Source organism: Brevundimonas alba, from assembly GCF_011927945.1.
Taxonomy (GTDB): domain Bacteria; phylum Pseudomonadota; class Alphaproteobacteria; order Caulobacterales; family Caulobacteraceae; genus Brevundimonas; species Brevundimonas alba.
Map to the genome: position 1 here is coordinate 197782 of NZ_JAATJM010000001.1, position 16565 is coordinate 214346.

The 16565-nt window shown below is 69.3% G+C and carries 21 protein-coding genes and 1 tRNA gene; 14 read left to right on the forward strand and 8 right to left on the reverse strand.

The annotated features are described in order from the left end of the window. Positions 1–88 precede the first annotated feature (88 nt). From GGQ87_RS00820 to GGQ87_RS00840, 5 genes are all read right to left on the reverse strand, one after another. The gene (locus GGQ87_RS00820) at positions 89–667 is read right to left on the reverse strand and encodes an alpha-ketoglutarate-dependent dioxygenase AlkB (protein ID WP_168044836.1); all 579 of its coding nucleotides are present in this window, start codon (positions 665–667) and stop codon (positions 89–91) included. After that, positions 667–1644 carry an ATP-dependent DNA ligase gene (locus tag GGQ87_RS00825; protein ID WP_168044837.1) on the reverse strand — a complete coding sequence of 326 codons (978 nt, stop codon included), beginning with the start codon at positions 1642–1644 and terminating at the stop codon, positions 667–669. The genes GGQ87_RS00820 and GGQ87_RS00825 overlap by 1 nt, the downstream gene beginning before the upstream one ends. After that, entirely contained in the window at positions 1641–2213 is a 573-nt protein-coding gene (locus tag GGQ87_RS00830) for a DNA-3-methyladenine glycosylase (RefSeq protein ID WP_168044838.1), read from the reverse strand. The genes GGQ87_RS00825 and GGQ87_RS00830 overlap by 4 nt, the downstream gene beginning before the upstream one ends. 35 nt (positions 2214–2248) lie before the next feature. Next, positions 2249–2333 (reverse strand) — tRNA-Leu (locus tag GGQ87_RS00835). A 7-nt stretch (positions 2334–2340) separates the two neighbouring features. Continuing rightward, positions 2341–3768: a M20/M25/M40 family metallo-hydrolase gene (locus GGQ87_RS00840; protein ID WP_168044839.1), complete on the reverse strand. Its 1428-nt coding sequence runs from the start codon at positions 3766–3768 to the stop codon at positions 2341–2343. 106 nt (positions 3769–3874) lie between these two features. Here GGQ87_RS00840 and GGQ87_RS00845 point away from each other — a divergent pair, with 106 nt between their 5' ends. After that, positions 3875–4654 (forward strand): META domain-containing protein, encoded by a 780-nt coding sequence (locus GGQ87_RS00845; RefSeq protein ID WP_168044840.1) that lies wholly within the window; start codon positions 3875–3877, stop codon positions 4652–4654. A 3-nt stretch (positions 4655–4657) separates the two neighbouring features. Here the strand turns inward: GGQ87_RS00845 and GGQ87_RS00850 are convergent, their stop codons facing one another. Then, complete coding sequence (locus GGQ87_RS00850) at positions 4658–4894, reverse strand: DUF3297 family protein (RefSeq protein ID WP_168044841.1); 237 nt, start codon at positions 4892–4894, stop codon at positions 4658–4660. A 121-nt stretch (positions 4895–5015) separates the two neighbouring features. Between GGQ87_RS00850 and GGQ87_RS00855 the strand changes: the two genes are divergently transcribed. From GGQ87_RS00855 to GGQ87_RS00875, 5 genes are all read left to right on the forward strand, one after another. Next, the gene (locus GGQ87_RS00855; protein ID WP_168044842.1) at positions 5016–5894 is read left to right on the forward strand and encodes an alpha/beta hydrolase family protein; all 879 of its coding nucleotides are present in this window, start codon (positions 5016–5018) and stop codon (positions 5892–5894) included. A gap of 24 nt (positions 5895–5918) precedes the next feature. Continuing rightward, positions 5919–6770: an aldo/keto reductase gene (locus GGQ87_RS00860; protein ID WP_168044843.1), complete on the forward strand. Its 852-nt coding sequence runs from the start codon at positions 5919–5921 to the stop codon at positions 6768–6770. 40 nt (positions 6771–6810) lie between these two features. Beyond that, positions 6811–7059 carry a helix-turn-helix domain-containing protein gene (locus GGQ87_RS00865; protein ID WP_168044844.1) on the forward strand — a complete coding sequence of 83 codons (249 nt, stop codon included), beginning with the start codon at positions 6811–6813 and terminating at the stop codon, positions 7057–7059. Between the two features lie 42 nt (positions 7060–7101). Next, entirely contained in the window at positions 7102–8640 is a 1539-nt protein-coding gene (locus GGQ87_RS00870) for a UbiD family decarboxylase (RefSeq protein WP_168044845.1), read from the forward strand. Positions 8641–8744: 104 nt separating this feature from the next. Next, complete coding sequence (locus tag GGQ87_RS00875; protein ID WP_168044846.1) at positions 8745–9083, forward strand: hypothetical protein; 339 nt, start codon at positions 8745–8747, stop codon at positions 9081–9083. On the opposite strand, the gene GGQ87_RS15530 is transcribed toward GGQ87_RS00875, so the two are convergent. After that, a complete protein-coding gene (locus GGQ87_RS15530; protein ID WP_209282367.1) occupies positions 9080–9226 on the reverse strand; it encodes a WCX domain-containing protein in 147 nt (48 codons plus the stop codon). The two genes, GGQ87_RS00875 and GGQ87_RS15530, sit on opposite strands and share 4 nt — an antisense overlap. A gap of 93 nt (positions 9227–9319) precedes the next feature. On the opposite strand from GGQ87_RS15530, the gene GGQ87_RS00885 reads away from it, so the two are divergent. The 7 genes from GGQ87_RS00885 to GGQ87_RS00915 all read left to right on the forward strand — a co-directional run bounded on the left by GGQ87_RS00885 (position 9320) and on the right by GGQ87_RS00915 (position 15003). Further along, the gene (locus GGQ87_RS00885; protein WP_168044847.1) at positions 9320–9943 is read left to right on the forward strand and encodes a hypothetical protein; all 624 of its coding nucleotides are present in this window, start codon (positions 9320–9322) and stop codon (positions 9941–9943) included. 46 nt (positions 9944–9989) lie between these two features. After that, on the forward strand, positions 9990–11825 hold the full coding sequence (locus GGQ87_RS00890) for a M14 family metallopeptidase (protein WP_168044848.1): 1836 nt from the start codon (positions 9990–9992) through the stop codon (positions 11823–11825). A 3-nt stretch (positions 11826–11828) separates the two neighbouring features. Continuing rightward, positions 11829–12242, forward strand: coding sequence for an MAPEG family protein (locus GGQ87_RS00895; RefSeq protein ID WP_168044849.1), 414 nt, complete (start codon positions 11829–11831; stop codon positions 12240–12242). Positions 12243–12290: 48 nt separating this feature from the next. Next, positions 12291–13646, forward strand: a complete 1356-nt coding sequence (locus GGQ87_RS00900; RefSeq protein ID WP_168044850.1) for a TldD/PmbA family protein — start codon at positions 12291–12293, stop codon at positions 13644–13646. After that, complete coding sequence (locus tag GGQ87_RS00905; protein ID WP_168044851.1) at positions 13643–14440, forward strand: 3'(2'),5'-bisphosphate nucleotidase CysQ; 798 nt, start codon at positions 13643–13645, stop codon at positions 14438–14440. Before GGQ87_RS00900 ends, GGQ87_RS00905 begins: the two co-directional genes overlap by 4 nt. A 22-nt stretch (positions 14441–14462) precedes the next feature. Beyond that, positions 14463–14717, forward strand: coding sequence for a DUF4170 domain-containing protein (locus tag GGQ87_RS00910; protein WP_168044852.1), 255 nt, complete (start codon positions 14463–14465; stop codon positions 14715–14717). 67 nt (positions 14718–14784) lie between these two features. Beyond that, on the forward strand, positions 14785–15003 hold the full coding sequence (locus GGQ87_RS00915) for a hypothetical protein (protein ID WP_168044853.1): 219 nt from the start codon (positions 14785–14787) through the stop codon (positions 15001–15003). Positions 15004–15009: 6 nt separating this feature from the next. Here the strand turns inward: GGQ87_RS00915 and GGQ87_RS00920 are convergent, their stop codons facing one another. After that, the gene (locus tag GGQ87_RS00920; protein WP_168044854.1) at positions 15010–15675 is read right to left on the reverse strand and encodes a protein tyrosine phosphatase family protein; all 666 of its coding nucleotides are present in this window, start codon (positions 15673–15675) and stop codon (positions 15010–15012) included. A 212-nt stretch (positions 15676–15887) separates the two neighbouring features. Between GGQ87_RS00920 and GGQ87_RS00925 the strand changes: the two genes are divergently transcribed. Continuing rightward, positions 15888–16529: a hypothetical protein gene (locus GGQ87_RS00925; protein ID WP_168044855.1), complete on the forward strand. Its 642-nt coding sequence runs from the start codon at positions 15888–15890 to the stop codon at positions 16527–16529. The last annotated feature ends 36 nt before the right edge of the window (positions 16530–16565 follow it).

Consider the following 16565-nt stretch of genomic DNA (forward strand, 5'->3'; position numbering starts at 1 on the left):
GAAAGGGGAAGGCGTCCCTTGTGCCCATGAAAGCGGGCGCGGTTAAGGGCGGTTCGCCGCCGGACACACAAAGTTATGGGCCGCTGGCTCATCGCAGCGTGCGGAACGTCACCGAATAGCGGAGCCGGTCGCCCGGCGCGATGCTGTGCTGCCAGTCCTGCCGCGCGGCGCCGTCCAGCAGATAGGCCGAGCCCGGGGCCAGCGGCAGCGATGCGCGCTCCCAGCCTGCATCGCACCGTCGCCGGAAGCGCATCGTGGCCTCCGATGCGAAGGACAGACCGATCACCTTGTCGAACTCCGGCCGGTCGCGGTGCCAGCCGATGCCCGCCCCCGGTGCGTATTCGGTGACCATGGCGTGGTGGATCGCCTCCGGCTCCAGCCCCGCGAACGCCGCCGCCGCCGAGCGCACAGGCAGCAGGAAGTCCGGGATCGGCTCTGCGGCCTCCAGCCGGCTGGCGGAGAAGTCGTACCGGCCGCCGTAGGAGACGATGCGCCGGTTGCCCTTGAAGCCGTGGAAGTCGAAGGCCTGGAACGGCAGGTCGGCGAACGCCGCGACCAGCCGCGCCGCCTCGTCTGGCCCGATCACCTCCGGCGCATATCGCAGCCCCTCGGGCAGCGTCGGGCGCGGCGCGCCGAACAGGTCGAACTGGTCCCTGGCCGCCGGCATCAGGCCTCCAGCTGATCCATCCGGCACTGTTCCGGCGTCTTGTCGGGCCGGAAGCGCAGCAGCCGCGTGCCATGCCGGAACCGCTCGTCCGAGACGTGGTCGAAGGCGACCTCGACCACCAGCTCGTGCCGCAGCGGCTCCCATTCCGCCGAACGCTCGGTCGCCCACCGGCTCGGCCCGCCCGGGGCCCGGCCCGTGAAGCCCTGCCCGCCCCGCAGCGCTTCCAGCCGCCGCGTCAGCTCGTCCTTGTCGAGCCCCGCGAAACCGGAGGTGAAGCCGACATGGTTGAGCCGCCCCTCGTCGTCGTAGAGCCCCAGCAGCAGCGACCCCACCCGTCCGCCCTCGCTGGCATAGCGGAACCCGCCCACCACGCAGTCCGCCGAGCGCAGCCGCTTGACCTTGACCATGGCCCGCTCGCCCTCGAGGTAGACGCCGTCGCCACGCTTGGCGACCACGCCCTCCAGCTTGCGGTCGTCCAGCCAGGACTGCGCCAGCGCCGGGTCGTCCGTGCCCGGCGACAGGGTCAGCCGTGGCTCTCCGAACCGGACGACGAAGGCGTCCAGCCGTTCGTGCCGCTCCCGATGCGGCCGGTTCCTCAAATCGGCGCCGTCGATGTCCACCAGCATGTCGAACAGGGCGAAGGTCGCGGGTGTCTCGAGCGCCAGCTTGCGGATGCGCGACGCCGCCGGATGCAGCCGCTGCTGCAGCACCTCGAAGGCGAACCGGTCGCCATCCTGCGCCAGCAGTTCGCCATCGAGCGCAAACGTCTCCGCCTCGATCCGTTGCAGCCGCTCGACGACCTCGGGGAAGAAGCGCGCCAGCGACTTGCCCGACTTGGCCAGCAGTTCAACGCGCCCGTCCGCCTTGAAGGCGAGGCAGCGGAATCCGTCCCATTTGGGCTCGTACCACCAGCCCTCGCCTCCGGGCAGCTCGCGCTCGGACCGCGCTTCCATCGGCGTCGCCTGCATCAGGGTCATGCCGTCGCCGCCATGGCGGGAAACGGGCGGCTGAGAAAACGCGAGCCCTTGAGGCCGAACCGCCACGGCGTCTCCGCCCCCTTGGTGATGCCGATCCGCACCCCCTGCACCAGCTCCGGCGGCTGCGCATGCAGTCTCAGGGCGAACGGCGCCTGGTCCAGCGGCCGCCCGTTCAGGCTCCCGTCGATCCCCAGCGCCTCGCACAGCTTGCCCGGCCCCGAGCAAAGCGACGCGGTCGGCAATAGCCCGCGCCGCTCGTGCATCCGCTCCAGCCCCGTGCGCGGCTCCAGCGCCCGCACCAGCACCGCGCTGCCCGGCTGCCCCGCATCGCAGACGACGTTGAAACACCAGTGCAGGCCGTAGATTCGGTAGACGTAGGCGCACCCCGTGGCGCCAAACATCGCTGCATTGCGCCGCGTCGGGCCGCCAAAACTGTGCGAGGCCGGGTCTGAGATGTCATAGGCCTCGGTCTCGACGATCACGCCGCCGACCCCGTCGACCTCAAGCTCGGCCCCGATCAGGGTCCGGGCCACCGTCTCCGCCGGTTCATTGAAAAGCGCATGCGGCATGTCACGCCAACGCCGGAGCGCCTCTCCCGGTTCGGTGGTGCGAGCGGCGGGGGTCGAACCCGCATGACCGAAGTCGAGGGATTTTAAGTCCCTTGCGTCTACCAGTTTCGCCACGCTCGCAGGGTCGTCAGTGCGCCGCCGCCTCCGCCGGACGCATGGCCCGGAAGTCGACGTCGGAGTCGGCGATCAACCAGACCAGCCCTGCCCAGGCGGCGACGTTCTGGTTCAACTGAGCCGGATCGATCTTGTCCAGGGTGTCGTCCGCCGTGTGGTGCAGGTCGAAATAGCGGCTGCCGTCCTGGTTGAGCCCGAACACCGGCACCCCGGCGCCCGCCAGCGGACCGATGTCGACGCCGCCATGCAGTTCCGGATCGGGCGAGGGCAGCACGCCGATCGGATAGAGGACCTGCGCCGCGGCCCGGGCAAAGTCCGAGGTCTGCGCACCCGGCGGCAGGCCAAGCGCATAGACCCGGTCCGCGCCGAAATCGCTCTCGCCGGCGATCACATGCTTCTCCAGCGCCGCGCCGACGCCGCGCAGATAGGCGCCGCCGCCGTTGCCGGTGTCGGTCGGTTGCGCGACTTCCTCAGAGCCGTACAGCACGACCCGGATGGTCCGCGCCGGCCGCCGGCCGCTCTCGGCGATGGCCTTGGCCGCGGCGAGGGTGATGGCGCCGCCCGCGCCATCGTCGATGGCGCCGGTGCCCAGGTCCCAGCTGTCCATGTGCGAGCCCAGCACGATGACCTCCTCGGGCCGCGACCGGCCAACGATCTCGCCGATCACGTTCTGGGAGACGGTTTCATAGGTGTGGGCGGTCGACGACAGCCGCAGCGTCACCGTCTCGTCCATGCCGATCAGGCGCGAGACCTGGTCTGCGTCGGGCGCGCTCAGCGCGAACGCCGGCACCGGCACCCGGCCCTCGACATAGCGGGTCGTGCCCGTGTGCGGCATGCGGTGCTCGTCCGAGCCCGCCGACCGCATGATGAAGGCCACCGCCCCCTTGGCCGCTGCGGCCGCCGGCCCCGCCGCGCGAATGCGGCTCAGCGGGCCATAGCCGGAGCCGTTCTGCATCCGCACCATCTGGCCGGCGTCGATGTAGGCGATCTTGCCGGCCAGCGATCCGGCGGGCGCCGCGTTCAGGTCCTCGAGACTGTCGAACCGCGCCACCGGCGCCTCGATCACGCCGTTCGTGCCGGGCGAATGCCCCAGCGCCGCCACGACCAGCCGCTGCGGCCGGGCCCCGACGATGGACGCGCTTTCCTCGCCGCGCTCCCAGCCCACCAGCGGGAACTCCTCGATCCGCACATTCCGGAAGCCCTGGGCGCGCATGTAGTCGGCGGCCCAGGCCGCGGCGTTCTGCTCGGACTTCGATCCGGCCGGCCGCGGACCGAACCGGGTCGTCAGCTGGGTGACGTAGTCGAGGGCGATGTTCCGCTCCATCGCCGCGTCGCGGACGGTCTCCGCCCGCTCGATGGTGGCGGCGTCCTGCGCGAGGGCCGGCGCGGCGACGAGGGTCAACGCCAGAGCGCTGGCGGCGAGAGACAGAACGGATCGCATGGTCACTCCTAGGGGATTCTCCGGACCGTAGCCCCCGGATGCGGACGGGTGAAGCGTTCCCGCGCACCGACACGAAATCGCCGCCATGCGGGTTCGCACTGGAGCCATGCGCGTCCTCCTCATCGCCCTGTGCCTCGCCGCCTGCAGCCCATCGCCAGTGCCGCCGCCAGCCGTTCAACAGGAGGCGGCGAATACGCCCGCACCGCCGGCCGCTCCGGCCGACATACGCGGCGAATGGCGGCTGACAGCCATGAACGGCCGCCCGGCTCCCGCGCCCGACGACGCCGATTCCATCCATCCGATCACCATGACCGTGGGCGACTTCAGTTTCCGGGCGCGCTCGCAGTGTGTGGCGTTCTGGCGCCGCTATGAGCGGGATGCAGAAAAGCTCGTCGTCACCACCGCCAATCCCGGCGCCATGTGCGCTCGCGGCCTCAGCCACTGGGAGCAGGAATTCGACCGGACCCTCTCCGGCGTTGACCGGGCCACGGTTCGCGATGGCAGGCTGACCCTGACTGGCCCCGGCGCCGATCTAACCTTCGAGCCTGCTCCGCCCGCTGCGCCGGAGCCGATCACCGGCCGCTGGCGGCTCCACGTCATGCACGGCGTTTCGCCGCCCGCCGGAGCGGAGCCCATCGAGATCACCATCGGCGGCGGCCAGATCGAGGCGAACGCCTGCGTCTTCGCCGGCTGGCGCTATCGGCTGGACGGGACCCTGATGGAGATCACGCCGCAGACCGAGCCGGTCTGCCAGCGCGGCACGACCGGGTGGGAAAAGCGTTTCGGGGGCTTCATGGCGGGCGTCAACCGCGCCACCATCGTGCAGAACGGCGCCCTGATCCTCGACAGCGCCCTGGAGCAGGTCGAGTTCCGACGCGTCCCCTAGGCCTTACTCGCCCTTGATATAGGGCTCGACCGGACCCTGCAGCTTGACCGTCAGAGCCTTGCCGCGCCGGTCGACGCGGTTGCCGACGGCGAGACGGACCCAGCTCTCGGACACGCAGTATTCCTCGACATTGGTCTTGTCCTCGCCCTTGAAGCGGACGCCGATCCCCTTCGCCAGCAGATCGGCGTCGTGGAAGGGGCTGTCGGGATCGACGGACAGGCGGTCGGGAAGATCGGTCATGGTCAGGCGCTCGGCGAAGTTCAGGCCGGGCCTTTAGCCGAGGACGGGCCCGGCTCCAAGAGAGCTTGACCTGACGCAGCGTCAATCGGCTAGGTTCGTTTCGAATAGCTACGGACCTTCGATGAGCGATACGGTCATCCGCGACTTCACCGCCCCTGCCGCCGACGGTTTTCCGCTGTCGATGCGGCTGACGTCGTCCGCGGATCCTGCCGTCGCGGTCCTCGTCACCTCGGGCACCGGCTTCCCCAAGGGCTTCTACGACCGCTTCGCTCGCCATCTGGCCGGACGCGGCGCGGCGGTGCTGACCTTCGACTATCGTGGCATCGCCGGCTCCCGCCCCGACGATCTCGCCGCGATGAAGATGGACTATCCCGACTGGGGTCGTCTCGACATGCCGGCGGCGCTCGAGGCCCTCATCGAGGCCGCGCCGGGCGTGCCGGTCGTTCATGTCGGCCACAGCGTCGGCGGTCACTTCCTCGGCTTCATGCCCAACCAGCATCTGATCGCCCGACACGCCTTCGTCTCGGTCGGCAGCGGGTACTGGGCCCGGCACCATCGGTCCTACAACCCACTCGAGCTGTTCTTCTGGTTCGGCTATGGCCCGTGGAGCCTGCTTCGCCACGGCTACATCAAGGGCGGAGGTCTCTGGGCCGGAACAGACCTCCCGCGCGGCGTCTGGACCACCTGGCGGCGCTGGTGCCTGAAGGCGCCCTACTTTCTCGACGAACTGAAGGACCGGCTGCGCCCACACCATTTCGACGCCGTGACGGCGCCCATCCGCTCGTGGATATTTACCGACGACCCTATCGCCACGCTCGAGACGTCACCGATCCTGCTGCAGGTTTATCCGAACGCGCGCAGGGAAGTCGTTGTCCGTCAGCCTGCGCACTACGGGGCCGCTCGCATCGGGCATGAAGGCGCTTTCCGCCGAGGGATGGAGCCGCTCTGGGACGAGATGTTCGACTGGCTGCTTGAACCAGACGGTGTAGCGCCCAGTTAAGCCAGACCTTCTCCGGAGTCCGCCATGACCGACCAGCCCGCCATCACCGTCGACGGCCACGCCATTCCCCTGCTCGGCTTCGGGACCTGGCAGCTGGAGCCGGCCGACGCCCGGCGCATGGTCGCCGAGGCCCTGCGCATCGGCTACCGCCATATCGACACGGCCTGGATCTACCACAACGAGGCCGCGGTCGGTGACGGCATCCGCGACGCCATCGACGCCGGCGTGGTCGCCCGCGAGGACGTCTGGCTGACCACCAAGATCTGGGTCGCCCATTTCGAACGCGACGCCCTGCTCAAACAGGCAGAAGAGTCCGCCGCCAGCCTCGGCTTCACGCCTGACCTGCTGCTGCTGCACTGGCCGAAGAAAGAGCCGTCCTTCAAGGAGACCCTCGACGCGCTGAACGATGCGAAGGACCGCGGCCTGACCCACGGGATCGGCCTGTCCAACTTCCCGTCGGCCGAGTTCCGCGAGGCCCAGGGCCTGTCGAAGGCCCGTCTCCTCACCAACCAGGTCGAATACCATCCCTATCTCAAGCTGACGAAGCTGCGCGAAACGGCGAAGGAACTCGGCTCCTCGATCACCGCCTGGTCGCCGCTGGCGCAGGGCAAGATCGCCGACGACGCCACCCTGAACGAGATCGGTCGCGCCCATGGGAAGACGCCCGGTCAGGTCACCCTGCGCTGGCTGATCCAGCAGAATGTCATCGCCATCCCCCGCACCGCCAAGGAAAGCCGGGCGGCCGAAAACTTCGACATCTTCGACTTCGAGCTGACGGCCGAGCAGATGGACCGCATACACGCCCTCGCCCGCCCCGACGGCCGTCTCGGCGACTGGATTGATCCCGCCTTCAAATGGGATGAAGAATGGGCCTGAGGCGGTCCGCGTAGAGACCGCCCGCTGGGAGTGTACGCCAATGGGTTCGGTGCTGGGATTTCCCGGCGTCGATCCGTCGGATGCGGCGGTCGGCGCAAGGCTGAAGCGGTGGCGCGAGCAGCGCGGCATGAGCCTCGACGACCTCGCTGTCCTTCTGCACATGTCCCCCGAAGAGACCCGCCGCGCCGAGAGCGGCCGCGGTCATCTCAGCACCGCCCAGCTCGGCGCGGCCACCAGCGCCCTCCACCTCCCGCTGTGGGCGCTGGTCTCGGACGTCCGCGCCTACTGAGCGCAGGTGACAGGCGCTCCGCCTCCGCCTAAGCCTCGCCGCATGGCCTACAAGTCCCTGCGCGATTTCATCGACATCCTCGAAGCCGACGGCGAGCTGGTGCGGGTGTCGGAGCCCGTCTCCACCCATCTCGAGATGACCGAAATCCAGACCCGGCTGCTGCGCAATGGCGGGCCGGCTGTGATCTTCGAGAAGCCGGTCATGCCCGACGGCTCGATCAGCCCGATCCCCTGCCTCGCCAACCTGTTCGGCACCGTGAAGCGCGTCGCCATGGGCGTGACGCTGGACAAGAAGAACCGCACCACCGCGGGCGAACTGCGCGAGGTCGGCGAACTTCTGGCCTTCCTGCGCAATCCGACGCCGCCGCGCGGCCTCGGCGACGCCATGGAGATGCTGCCGCTCGCGCAAACCGTCATGTCGATGCGGCCCAAGGTGGTGAAAACCGCCCCCGTCCAGCAGGTCGTGCTCAAGGGCGACCAGATCGATCTGACCAGCCTGCCGATCCAGGGCTGCTGGCCCGGAGAACCGGCGCCGCTGATCACCTGGGGGCTCGTGGTCACCAAGGGCCCGTCCGACGACCGCGAGGACGACTTCAACCTCGGCATCTACCGCATGCAGGTGCTCGGCAAGGACCGGGCGATCATGCGCTGGCTGGCCCACCGGGGCGGGGCCCAGCACTACGCCCGGCACAAGAAGGCCGGCAAGAAGGGGCCCTTGCCTTGCGCCGTCGTTCTCGGCGCGGACCCCGGCACGATTCTCGCGGCCGTGACTCCGGTCCCGGACACGCTGAGCGAATACCAGTTCGCCGGCCTGCTGCGCGGCGCCAAGGCCGAGCTGGTCCCCTGCAAGACCGTGCCGCTGATGGTCCCGGCCAACGCCGAGATCGTGCTGGAGGGCCATGTCCTGCTGGACGAGCACGCGCCCGAGGGCCCCTACGGAGACCACACCGGCTACTACAATTCGGTCGAGACCTTCCCGGTCTTCCAGGTGACCGCAATCACCATGCGGCGCGACCCCATCTATCTGACCACCTTCACCGGCCGTCCGCCGGACGAACCCTCGGTGCTTGGCGAGGCGCTGAACGAGGTCTTCATCCCCCTGCTGCGCGCCCAGTTCCCCGAGATCACCGACTTCTGGTTGCCGCCCGAGGGCTGCAGCTATCGCATCGCGGTGGTGTCGATGAAGAAGGCCTACCCGGGCCACGCCAAGCGGGTGATGCTGGGCGTCTGGAGCTATCTGCGCCAGTTCATGTACACCAAATGGGTGATCGTCGTGGACGACGACATCGACGCCCGCGACTGGAAACAGGTCATGTGGGCCATCTCGACCAAGATGGACCCGGCGCGCGACATCACCGTCATCGAGAACACCCCGATCGACTACCTCGACTTCGCCAGCCCCGAGAGCGGCCTCGGGTCGAAGATCGGCCTGGACGCGACCGACAAATGGCCGCCCGAGACGAAGCGGGAGTGGGGCGAGGAAATCCGCATGGACGAGGCGGTGGTCGAGCGCGTGTCGGACCTTTGGGACAGGCTCGGCCTGCCGGGCGACGGCTCGCCGATCTGGAAGCCACGGCGCTGAAAGCGCGCAGAGCGCCGCTCGCTCGAATGTGTCTGAAAAGTGCTTTTCAGATGACGAGAATGTAATCTACAAATGAGGTTCGCTTCCTTCCCGGAGAGGCCCTCATGAAACGCACCCTGGTCATCGCCCTTGCCCTGGCTACCGCCATGCCCGTCATCGCCGTTCCGGTGATGGCCGATGCACAGGTCCTGACCGGTCGGGGTGCGCCACGCCGGGCCCCGGCTCCCCGCCCGCGCCTGTCCGAGGCCGAGCAGGAACGCCTGTTCGAAGCCGAGGATCTCGTGGCCGAACTCGAGGGCCAGATCGCGGACATCCAGACCACGGCCGAAGGGCAGGAAGGCGGCCTCACCGCGGCCCAATCGGCCCAGGTCGCCGAACTGACCCGCCGCCGCGAGGAAGCCCAGCGCACGGTCGACAGGCTCGAGGCCAAGCGCAACCGCTAGGCCTCAGGCGGGTAGATCGCCGCCAGCCGCTGAGCCGTTCGGCGCATCTCCGACCTGAGCGCCGGCGGCGCCAGCACCTCAGCCTCCGCGCCCAGCCGCAGGAAGTCGACGGCCGCGTGCTCGACCGACTCGATCGGAACCACGGCCTCGGCAGATATCAGAGCCGGCCCCCCGCTCGAGTGAGCCGGGGGTGACGCTGGCCGACGTCTCCCCTAGCCTCACCTTGGGGGACACTCATGAGCGCGTTCGAATTCTTCTTCAGCTTCTACGGTCTGCTGCTGGGCCTGTCGGTCGCCGAACTGGTCGGGGGATTCGCCCGGATCCTCCACGAGCGCCAGCGGGTGCGGTTCGGCTGGCTGACGCCGCTGCTGGCGGTGTTTGTCGCCATCGACCTGGCGACCTTCTGGAACCAGGCCTGGGTGTTCTTCCGCGGCGCACCGTTCAACCCGGCCCTGCTGCTCGTCGGCCTCGTCATCGCCGGCACCTTCTACGTGGCGGCCAGCGTGACCTTTCCCCGCGTCAGCGCTGAGGGCGTCGACACGCGCATCGATCTGGACGACCATTTCTGGGCCCACCGACGCGTGGTGTTCGGCTGCGTCCTGGCCGCCAACGCCATCGTCTGGATCCTGCTCGGGGCGCTGGCGCTGGCGGACCCCGACTGGGCGGCCGTGTGGTCACCGAGGCTGATCGTCGGGGTGTCGATCTTTGCTGCAGGCACCGCGACGGCCGCGTTCGCGCCGGGACGGCGTACGGTCATCGCCGCATTGCTGATCGTCATGGCCTACACCCTGTGGAACATGGCGCGTGCCGGCGCGATCCTGATCGCCTCGGGCGGCTGGTCGCCGATGACCGGGGGCTGAGCGGGCCACGCTTGATCCGCCGCCGCGAATAGCCGAGGAACCTGCCATGCGCTCCTCCCTGATCCTCGCCGCCCTTGCGGCCCTCGCGTCGAGTCCCGCCATGTCCCAGTCCGTGCCCCCCGTCCTGCCGAACGCCGCGCCGTGGGACCAGCCGTTCCTGCCGCCCGTGCCCGCCTGGGACGGCGCCAGCCGGGCCCTGCTGCGCGACGCCTCCGACCCTTGGGTGACCGCCTTCGAGGCCGATCCGGCGCACGACTTCAGCCCGACCTATGCCGATACCCGCGCCTGGTTCGACCGGCTCGACGCCGCCTCGGACCTGATCCGCATCGAGCAGTTCGGCGTCTCGCCCGAGGGCCGGCCGATCTACGCGGTGATCGCCTCGAAGGACGGTGCATCGTTCGATCCGTCCAAGCCCGTGCTGCTGGCCCAGGCCGGCATCCACCCGGGCGAGATCGACGGCAAGGACGCGGGGATGATGCTGCTCCGCGACATCGCCTTCAACGGCAAGTCGGACCTGCTCGACCGCGCCAACCTGATCCTGATCCCGATCCTGTCGGTCGACGGGCACGAGCGCGCCAGCGCCTACTCGCGGCCCAACCAGCGCGGCCCCCGCATCCAGGGCTGGCGCAACACGGCGACGAACCAGAACCTCAACCGCGATTATCTCAAGCTCGACCAGCCCGAGATGCGGGCCGTGCGCGGCCTGATCCTGAAATACCGCCCGGACCTGTACGTCGACATCCACGTCACCGACGGCATGGATTACCAGTACGACGTCACCTGGGGGTACAACGGTGAGAACGGCATCTATTCGCGCTCGCCGGACACCGCCGCGTGGCTGGACTCGGTCTTCAAGCCGGCGATGAACGCCGCCCTCGAGGCGCAGGGCCACATCCCGGGCGAACTGGTCTTTGGCGTCGACGACAACAATCCGCGCGCCGGCCTGTCCGACGGCGGTCTCGGCGAGCGGTTCTCCAACGGCTGGGGCTCGGCGGCCCACGTCCCGACCATCCTGATCGAGAACCACAGCCTCAAGCCGCACGAGCAGCGCGTGCTCGGCACCTATGTCTTCCTCGAACAGGCGCTGCGCACCCTCGCCACCCAAGGTCGCGACCTGCGGGCCGCGATCACCGCCGACAGCGCCTTGCGGCCGGCCGAGATTCCGGCAAATTTCGAGCAGGACGAACAGCCGTCGACCACGCGGGCCTTCAAGGGCATCCGTTACGAGACTTATGACAGCCCCGCCTCCGGCCGGAAGGAAATCCGCTGGCTGGGTCAGGCCGATCCCGAGGTCTGGCAGCTGCCCTTCTATTCGTCGCACCCCACCCTGACCCTGCACCGGCCCGAGGCCTATTGGGTGCCGTCCTACCGCTCCGACCTCATCGAGCGCCTGCGCATCCACGGCGTGGCGATGGAGACGCTCGACGCGCCGCGCGCCGTCTCCGTCGACATGCTCCGCCTCGACGACCCGAAGCTGGGCGCCCGGCCGAACGAGGGCCATGTGCCGGTGACCGTCACCTCCGTCACGCCCGAGCGGCGCGACTGGACCTTCCCGACCGGTTCCGTCCGGGTGCCGACTGACCAGGCGCTCGGAGACGTCGTGGTCCTGCTGCTGGAGCCGCAATCTTCCGAGAGCTTCTTCGCCTGGGGCCTGTTCCCCGAGGTGCTGAGCCGCGTCGAATACATCGAGGGCTACGCCATCGCGCCGCTCGCCGAGCGGATGATGGCCGCCGATCCGGCTCTGAAGGCCGAGTTCGAGGCCAAGCTGGCGGCCGAGCCGGCCTTCGCCGCCGACGGCGATGCGAGATTGCAGTGGTTCTATGAGCGAACCCCGTTCTATGATGACCGCTACCGGCTCTATCCGGTGGGGCGCGAGAACTAGACCATGATCGACATGACCGCTGCGCAAGCCGCCGCCCTCTGGAGCGGTCTGCTGATCCTGCTGCTCGTCGTCCTGTCCGTGCGTGTCGTCATGGGGCGTCAGAAGCATCGGGTCGCGCTCGGCGACGGCGGCAACGACGACATGGTGCTGAGGGGTCGGATCTTCGGCAATGCGGCGGAATACATTCCCGTCGGCATCGGCGCCCTGGCCGTCCTGACCCTGCTGGGCCTGCCTGCCTACTGCCTCCACGCCGTCGGCGGGGTGCTGTTCCTCGGTCGCCTCCTGCACGCCTCCGGCCTGACCGCCGGCAAGCCCACGCCGGGACGTCTGTTCGGCATGGTCCTGACCTATCTCGCCCTGCTCGCCGCCGCGGCCATGCTGCTGGTCCACGCGTTCGTGGGCGGGGGACACAGCTAGCCGGGCCTCTGCCGTTGCGGCGCGGAGCCGCGTCCGCCATATCGGGGCATGTCCGACAGCCTGCCGTCCTCCGCCTCCCCCGACATCCTCAATGATCTGGTCGCCGCCGCGCTGAAGGCCGGCGCCGACGCCGCCGAGGCCGTCTCCGCCGAGCGCGCCGCCCTGTCCGTCGGCGTCCGCAACGGCGCCCTCGAGGACGTCGAGCGCGAGGAAAGCCGCGACCTCGGCCTGCGTGTCTTCATCGGGCGGCGTCAGGCCACCGTCTCCGCCTCCGACCTGTCCGACGCCACGCGCGCCCGCCTTGTCGAACGCGCCGTCGCCATGGCGAAGCTCGCCCCCGAAGACCCCTATGCCGGCCTCGCCCCGCAGGACCGCCTCGCCCACGGCCCCTTCGCTGACCTCGACCTGTTCGACCCGTCCGAGCGCAGCGCCGCGGAACTGGAAGCCGTCGCCGCCGAGGCCGAGGCCGCCGCCCTCGCTGTGCCCGGCGTCGCCCGGTCCGAGGGGGGCCACGCCTCCACCTCGTCGAGCCGCTGGCGGCTGGTCACCTCGCACGGCTTCGACGGCGCCTATCACGGCTCGGCCTTCTCGCTGGGCGTCGGCGTCATCGCCGAAAAGGATGGAGCGATGGAACGGGGCGGCGAACATCGCGCGAGCCGTCACCTGTCGGACCTGCCGACCGCCGTCAGCATCGGGGCCGAGGCCGGCCGCCGCGCCGTCGCCCGCACCGGCCCGCGCAAGATCGCCTCGACCACCGCCCCGGTCATCTTCGAGAACCGGCTGGCGATGCAGATCCTCTCGCCCCTGATCGGCGCCATCTCCGGCCCCTCCATCGCCCGTGGCACCTCCTTCCTGAAAGATCGGCTCGGCCAGGCCGTGCTGCCCAAGGGCGTGAACCTGATCGACGATCCGTTCCGTCCGCGCGGCATGGGATCGACCCCGTGCGACGACGAGGGGGTGACGGTGACGCAGCAATCAATCATTGACGACGGCGTCCTGACGACCTGGCTGCTGAACAGCGCCGCCGCCGCCCAGTTGGGCCTCGCCTCGACCGGCCACGCCTCGCGCGGTCTCGCCGGGCCGCCCGGCGTCTCCACCCACAGCCTTCACCTGGAACCCGGCGAGCGCGATCTGGACGGCCTGATGGCGGACGCGGGCGCGGGCTTGCTGGTCACCTCAATGTTCGGCCCGTCGCTCAACGCCAACACCGGCGACTGGTCCGCCGGCGTATCCGGCTTCTGGTTCGAGAACGGCCAGATCGTCTGGCCCGTCAGCGAGATCACGGTGGCCGGCAAGCTGACCGATCTCTACGCCCGGATGCAGCGCGGCTCCGACCTGGAGTTCCGGGGCGCCAACAACAGTCCGTCCCTGATGTTCGACGCCGTCGCCATCGCGGGCAAATGATCGATCTGGAAGCCGACCTCGACCTGATCCGCACCGCCGCCCTCGCGGCGGGCGAACTGGCGCTGGCCGAACGCGAGGCCGGGCTGAAGATTTGGTCCAAGTCCGGCGGCTCGCCGGTGACCTCCGCCGACATGGCCGTCGACCGGGTGCTGCACGACGCCCTGATCGGCGCCCGCAACGGCTATGGCTGGCTGTCCGAGGAAACCGCCGACAGCCCCGAACGCCTCGCCGCCCGCCGCATCTTCGTGGTCGATCCGATCGACGGCACGGTCGCCTATATGAAGGGGAAGCCGTGGTGGTGCATCCCCATCGCCGTGGTCGAGGACGGACTGCCGGTCGCCGCCGTCATCCACGCCCCGGCGCTCGGCGAGACCTTCACCGCCGTGCGCGGCGGCGGCGCCTTCCTGAACGGTCGGCCGATCACCGCCTCGGACACCGCCGACCTCGACGACGCCTCGGTGCTCGCCGACGCCCGCCTGATGGAAGGGCCGCAGTGGCCGGAGCCCTGGCCGGCCATGCGCTTCGAGAAGCGCAACGCCATCGCCTACCGCATGGCGCTTGTCGCCGCCGGCGCCTTCGACGCCGCCATCGCCCTGACCCCCAAATGGGATTGGGACGTCTGCGCCGGCGCCCTGATCGTGGAGGAGGCGGGCGGCCGGGTCAGCGATCACCACGGCGGCGCCTGGCGCTTCAACCAGCCTGATCCGCGACAGAACAGCCTCGTCTGCAGCGCGCCGGCCCTTCACCCGTTGATCGTGCGCCGCACAGCGCCTATTCCGCTCGCGCCCCGCTAGTTCACCCCCGACCGGACGCTCCATGACCCAGACCGCCGACGCCGAAGCCCCGCAACTGCTCCACCTCGTGATCGGCGGAGAGCTGCGCCACCTCGACGCCCCGGTGTTCCGCGACCTCTCCAAGGTCGAGTTCGTCGGCGCCTTCCCCAACTACGAGGAAGCCCGCAAGGCATGGAAGGCCCGGGCACAGGCCACGGTCGACAACGCCCACATGCGCTATTTCATCCTGCACGCGCACCGGATGATCGATCCGCGCGGCGACGCCCACGAGCACTGATCGGGGAACCGCCTCCGGGCCTGACGCGCTTTCAGAACGTGCCGTCACGCTGCTCCGGGAGAGACCCATGCTGCCCCCCGCCCTTATCGTCCTGGTCCTGATCGTGCTGGGCGTCGGCATCGTCGTCTGGGCCACCCGCCGCAAGCCGGCATCAGGCCCCGCAGGACCGCGCGAGACTGACACCGGCTGGAACGATCCCGTCACGCCCGGCGACGTGACCACCCCGCGCGAGACCTTCACCCACGGCGACCCGCACGCGGCCGCGTCTCAGGAACCGCGGCCCTAGGTCGGGCTATTCCCGCCGAAGCAGCCGCTCGGTCAGCAGCGTGCCCCACCACTGACCCTTGAACTCGGCCCGGATCGCCTTCGGGTCGTAGGCGTCGCTGTCGATCCAGTCGATGAAGCTGACCCCCGTCGGCTCCACCTCCTTCAGATATTTCTCCAGCGTATAGTCCAGCACCCCGGTCAGACCCTCGCGGTGGTGCAGGTATTTCTTGTCCAGCTGCCGGATGGCCTCCGAGATCGGCTCGCCCAGATGGAAATGCCGGTACAGCACCGCCATCATCCCGGCCCGGTCCGCCCCTGACTTGCAGTGGATCAGCACCGGATATTCGATGGTCCGGAACAGCTCCCGCGCCCGATGCACCCGGTCCTTCTGCGGCGGATCGCGCGAATCCAGCGGCGCATCGATCAGCGTCAGCCCCAGCCGCGCGCAGGCGTCCTTCTCCAGCGCGTAATAGGCCTCGTCCCGCACGCCGCGCAGGTTGATGACCGTCTTGATCCCCCTAGCCTTCCATCCGGCCAACTGACGCGGCGAGGGCTGGTTCGTCCGCACCAGATCGGGCCCCAGCCAGTGGGCGTTCGAGAACCACCGCCGCAGGAAGGCGTGATCCTTCCACACATAGTCCCAATGCGCCCTGAACCGGCCGGCGCGCGTGGTGAGATCGTAGCGGGACATGGGGTGGAGATAGAGGTTCGGGGCGCATCCGTCATCCCGGCCTCTTGCCTTCCTTCGGCGACCCATCACCATGCGCGCTCCCACGGTCGAGGCGGGGACGCCGAAAGACAATGCGCATGTTTCGGCGCATTCTCGCTGGTGCGACCTGAAGGCGGTGCCGTTCTCGCCGCTGAGCAGGCCGCCCCGAGAGGTCGCCAGAAGGGGAGGCTTGCATGTCAGACCACCGGTCGATCCCCTTCCTGCCGATAGTGTGCGCCGGCGCCATACTCGCGGCTTGTTCTCCACAGGCGACGCACACCCCACCGGCTCCTCGGGTCACTCCCGCCGCCCTTGCCCGGCCGACAGCGCCCCAAGACTTCGCTCCGACGGATGGCGCGTTCATCCTTGGAGAGGTCGATGACCGACAGGCGCTCGCCGCCTTCCTGCGCGTCTACGCCGCTGAGGCCCGGGCGCCCCAGCTCAAGGCAGTCGTCGCCCGCACGGTGGACGGCGGCCCGGCCCATCCCCGGATCACCCTCGTCTATCTGGCGGACAGCGGCTGGTGCGGCTCGGGCGGCTGTAACCTGCTGGTTCTGGAGCCGGATAGCGAAGGGCTGAAACAACTGAGCCGCACAACCGTGTCTCACGCGCCCGTCCGGGTTTTGACGACGCGGACAAACGGCATGCCCGACCTCTCGGTCCGGGTGCGCGGCGACTACTACCCCGGCGAGGGTCCGAAGTTCGTCGTCCTGCCCTTCGACGGCGATTCCTACGCAATGAATCCCACGATTCCTCCAGCCCAACTTCTGCGGGGTCCCATAGACGGCGAGATCGCTATCACCGAAGAACAGGTCGCGACGGCCTTCCGCCAGTAGCGATCCATCCCCGCTTGACTTCCCCCCGCTCCCGTC

Bases quoted from the DNA above. Each gene is read 5' to 3' on its own strand.
- GGQ87_RS00820 (WP_168044836.1), bottom strand. From the start codon at position 667: ATGCCGGCGGCCAGGGACCAGTTCGACCTGTTCGGCGCGCCGCGCCCG.
- GGQ87_RS00825 (WP_168044837.1), bottom strand. From the start codon at position 1,644: ATGACCCTGATGCAGGCGACGCCGATGGAAGCGCGGTCCGAGCGCGAG.
- GGQ87_RS00830 (WP_168044838.1), bottom strand. From the start codon at position 2,213: ATGCCGCATGCGCTTTTCAATGAACCGGCGGAGACGGTGGCCCGGACC.
- GGQ87_RS00840 (WP_168044839.1), bottom strand. From the start codon at position 3,768: ATGCGATCCGTTCTGTCTCTCGCCGCCAGCGCTCTGGCGTTGACCCTC.
- GGQ87_RS00845 (WP_168044840.1), top strand. From the start codon at position 3,875: ATGCGCGTCCTCCTCATCGCCCTGTGCCTCGCCGCCTGCAGCCCATCG.
- GGQ87_RS00850 (WP_168044841.1), bottom strand. From the start codon at position 4,894: ATGACCGATCTTCCCGACCGCCTGTCCGTCGATCCCGACAGCCCCTTC.
- GGQ87_RS00855 (WP_168044842.1), top strand. From the start codon at position 5,016: ATGAGCGATACGGTCATCCGCGACTTCACCGCCCCTGCCGCCGACGGT.
- GGQ87_RS00860 (WP_168044843.1), top strand. From the start codon at position 5,919: ATGACCGACCAGCCCGCCATCACCGTCGACGGCCACGCCATTCCCCTG.
- GGQ87_RS00865 (WP_168044844.1), top strand. From the start codon at position 6,811: ATGGGTTCGGTGCTGGGATTTCCCGGCGTCGATCCGTCGGATGCGGCG.
- GGQ87_RS00870 (WP_168044845.1), top strand. From the start codon at position 7,102: ATGGCCTACAAGTCCCTGCGCGATTTCATCGACATCCTCGAAGCCGAC.
- GGQ87_RS00875 (WP_168044846.1), top strand. From the start codon at position 8,745: ATGAAACGCACCCTGGTCATCGCCCTTGCCCTGGCTACCGCCATGCCC.
- GGQ87_RS00885 (WP_168044847.1), top strand. From the start codon at position 9,320: ATGAGCGCGTTCGAATTCTTCTTCAGCTTCTACGGTCTGCTGCTGGGC.
- GGQ87_RS00890 (WP_168044848.1), top strand. From the start codon at position 9,990: ATGCGCTCCTCCCTGATCCTCGCCGCCCTTGCGGCCCTCGCGTCGAGT.
- GGQ87_RS00895 (WP_168044849.1), top strand. From the start codon at position 11,829: ATGATCGACATGACCGCTGCGCAAGCCGCCGCCCTCTGGAGCGGTCTG.
- GGQ87_RS00900 (WP_168044850.1), top strand. From the start codon at position 12,291: ATGTCCGACAGCCTGCCGTCCTCCGCCTCCCCCGACATCCTCAATGAT.
- GGQ87_RS00905 (WP_168044851.1), top strand. From the start codon at position 13,643: ATGATCGATCTGGAAGCCGACCTCGACCTGATCCGCACCGCCGCCCTC.
- GGQ87_RS00910 (WP_168044852.1), top strand. From the start codon at position 14,463: ATGACCCAGACCGCCGACGCCGAAGCCCCGCAACTGCTCCACCTCGTG.
- GGQ87_RS00915 (WP_168044853.1), top strand. From the start codon at position 14,785: ATGCTGCCCCCCGCCCTTATCGTCCTGGTCCTGATCGTGCTGGGCGTC.
- GGQ87_RS00920 (WP_168044854.1), bottom strand. From the start codon at position 15,675: ATGTCCCGCTACGATCTCACCACGCGCGCCGGCCGGTTCAGGGCGCAT.
- GGQ87_RS00925 (WP_168044855.1), top strand. From the start codon at position 15,888: ATGTCAGACCACCGGTCGATCCCCTTCCTGCCGATAGTGTGCGCCGGC.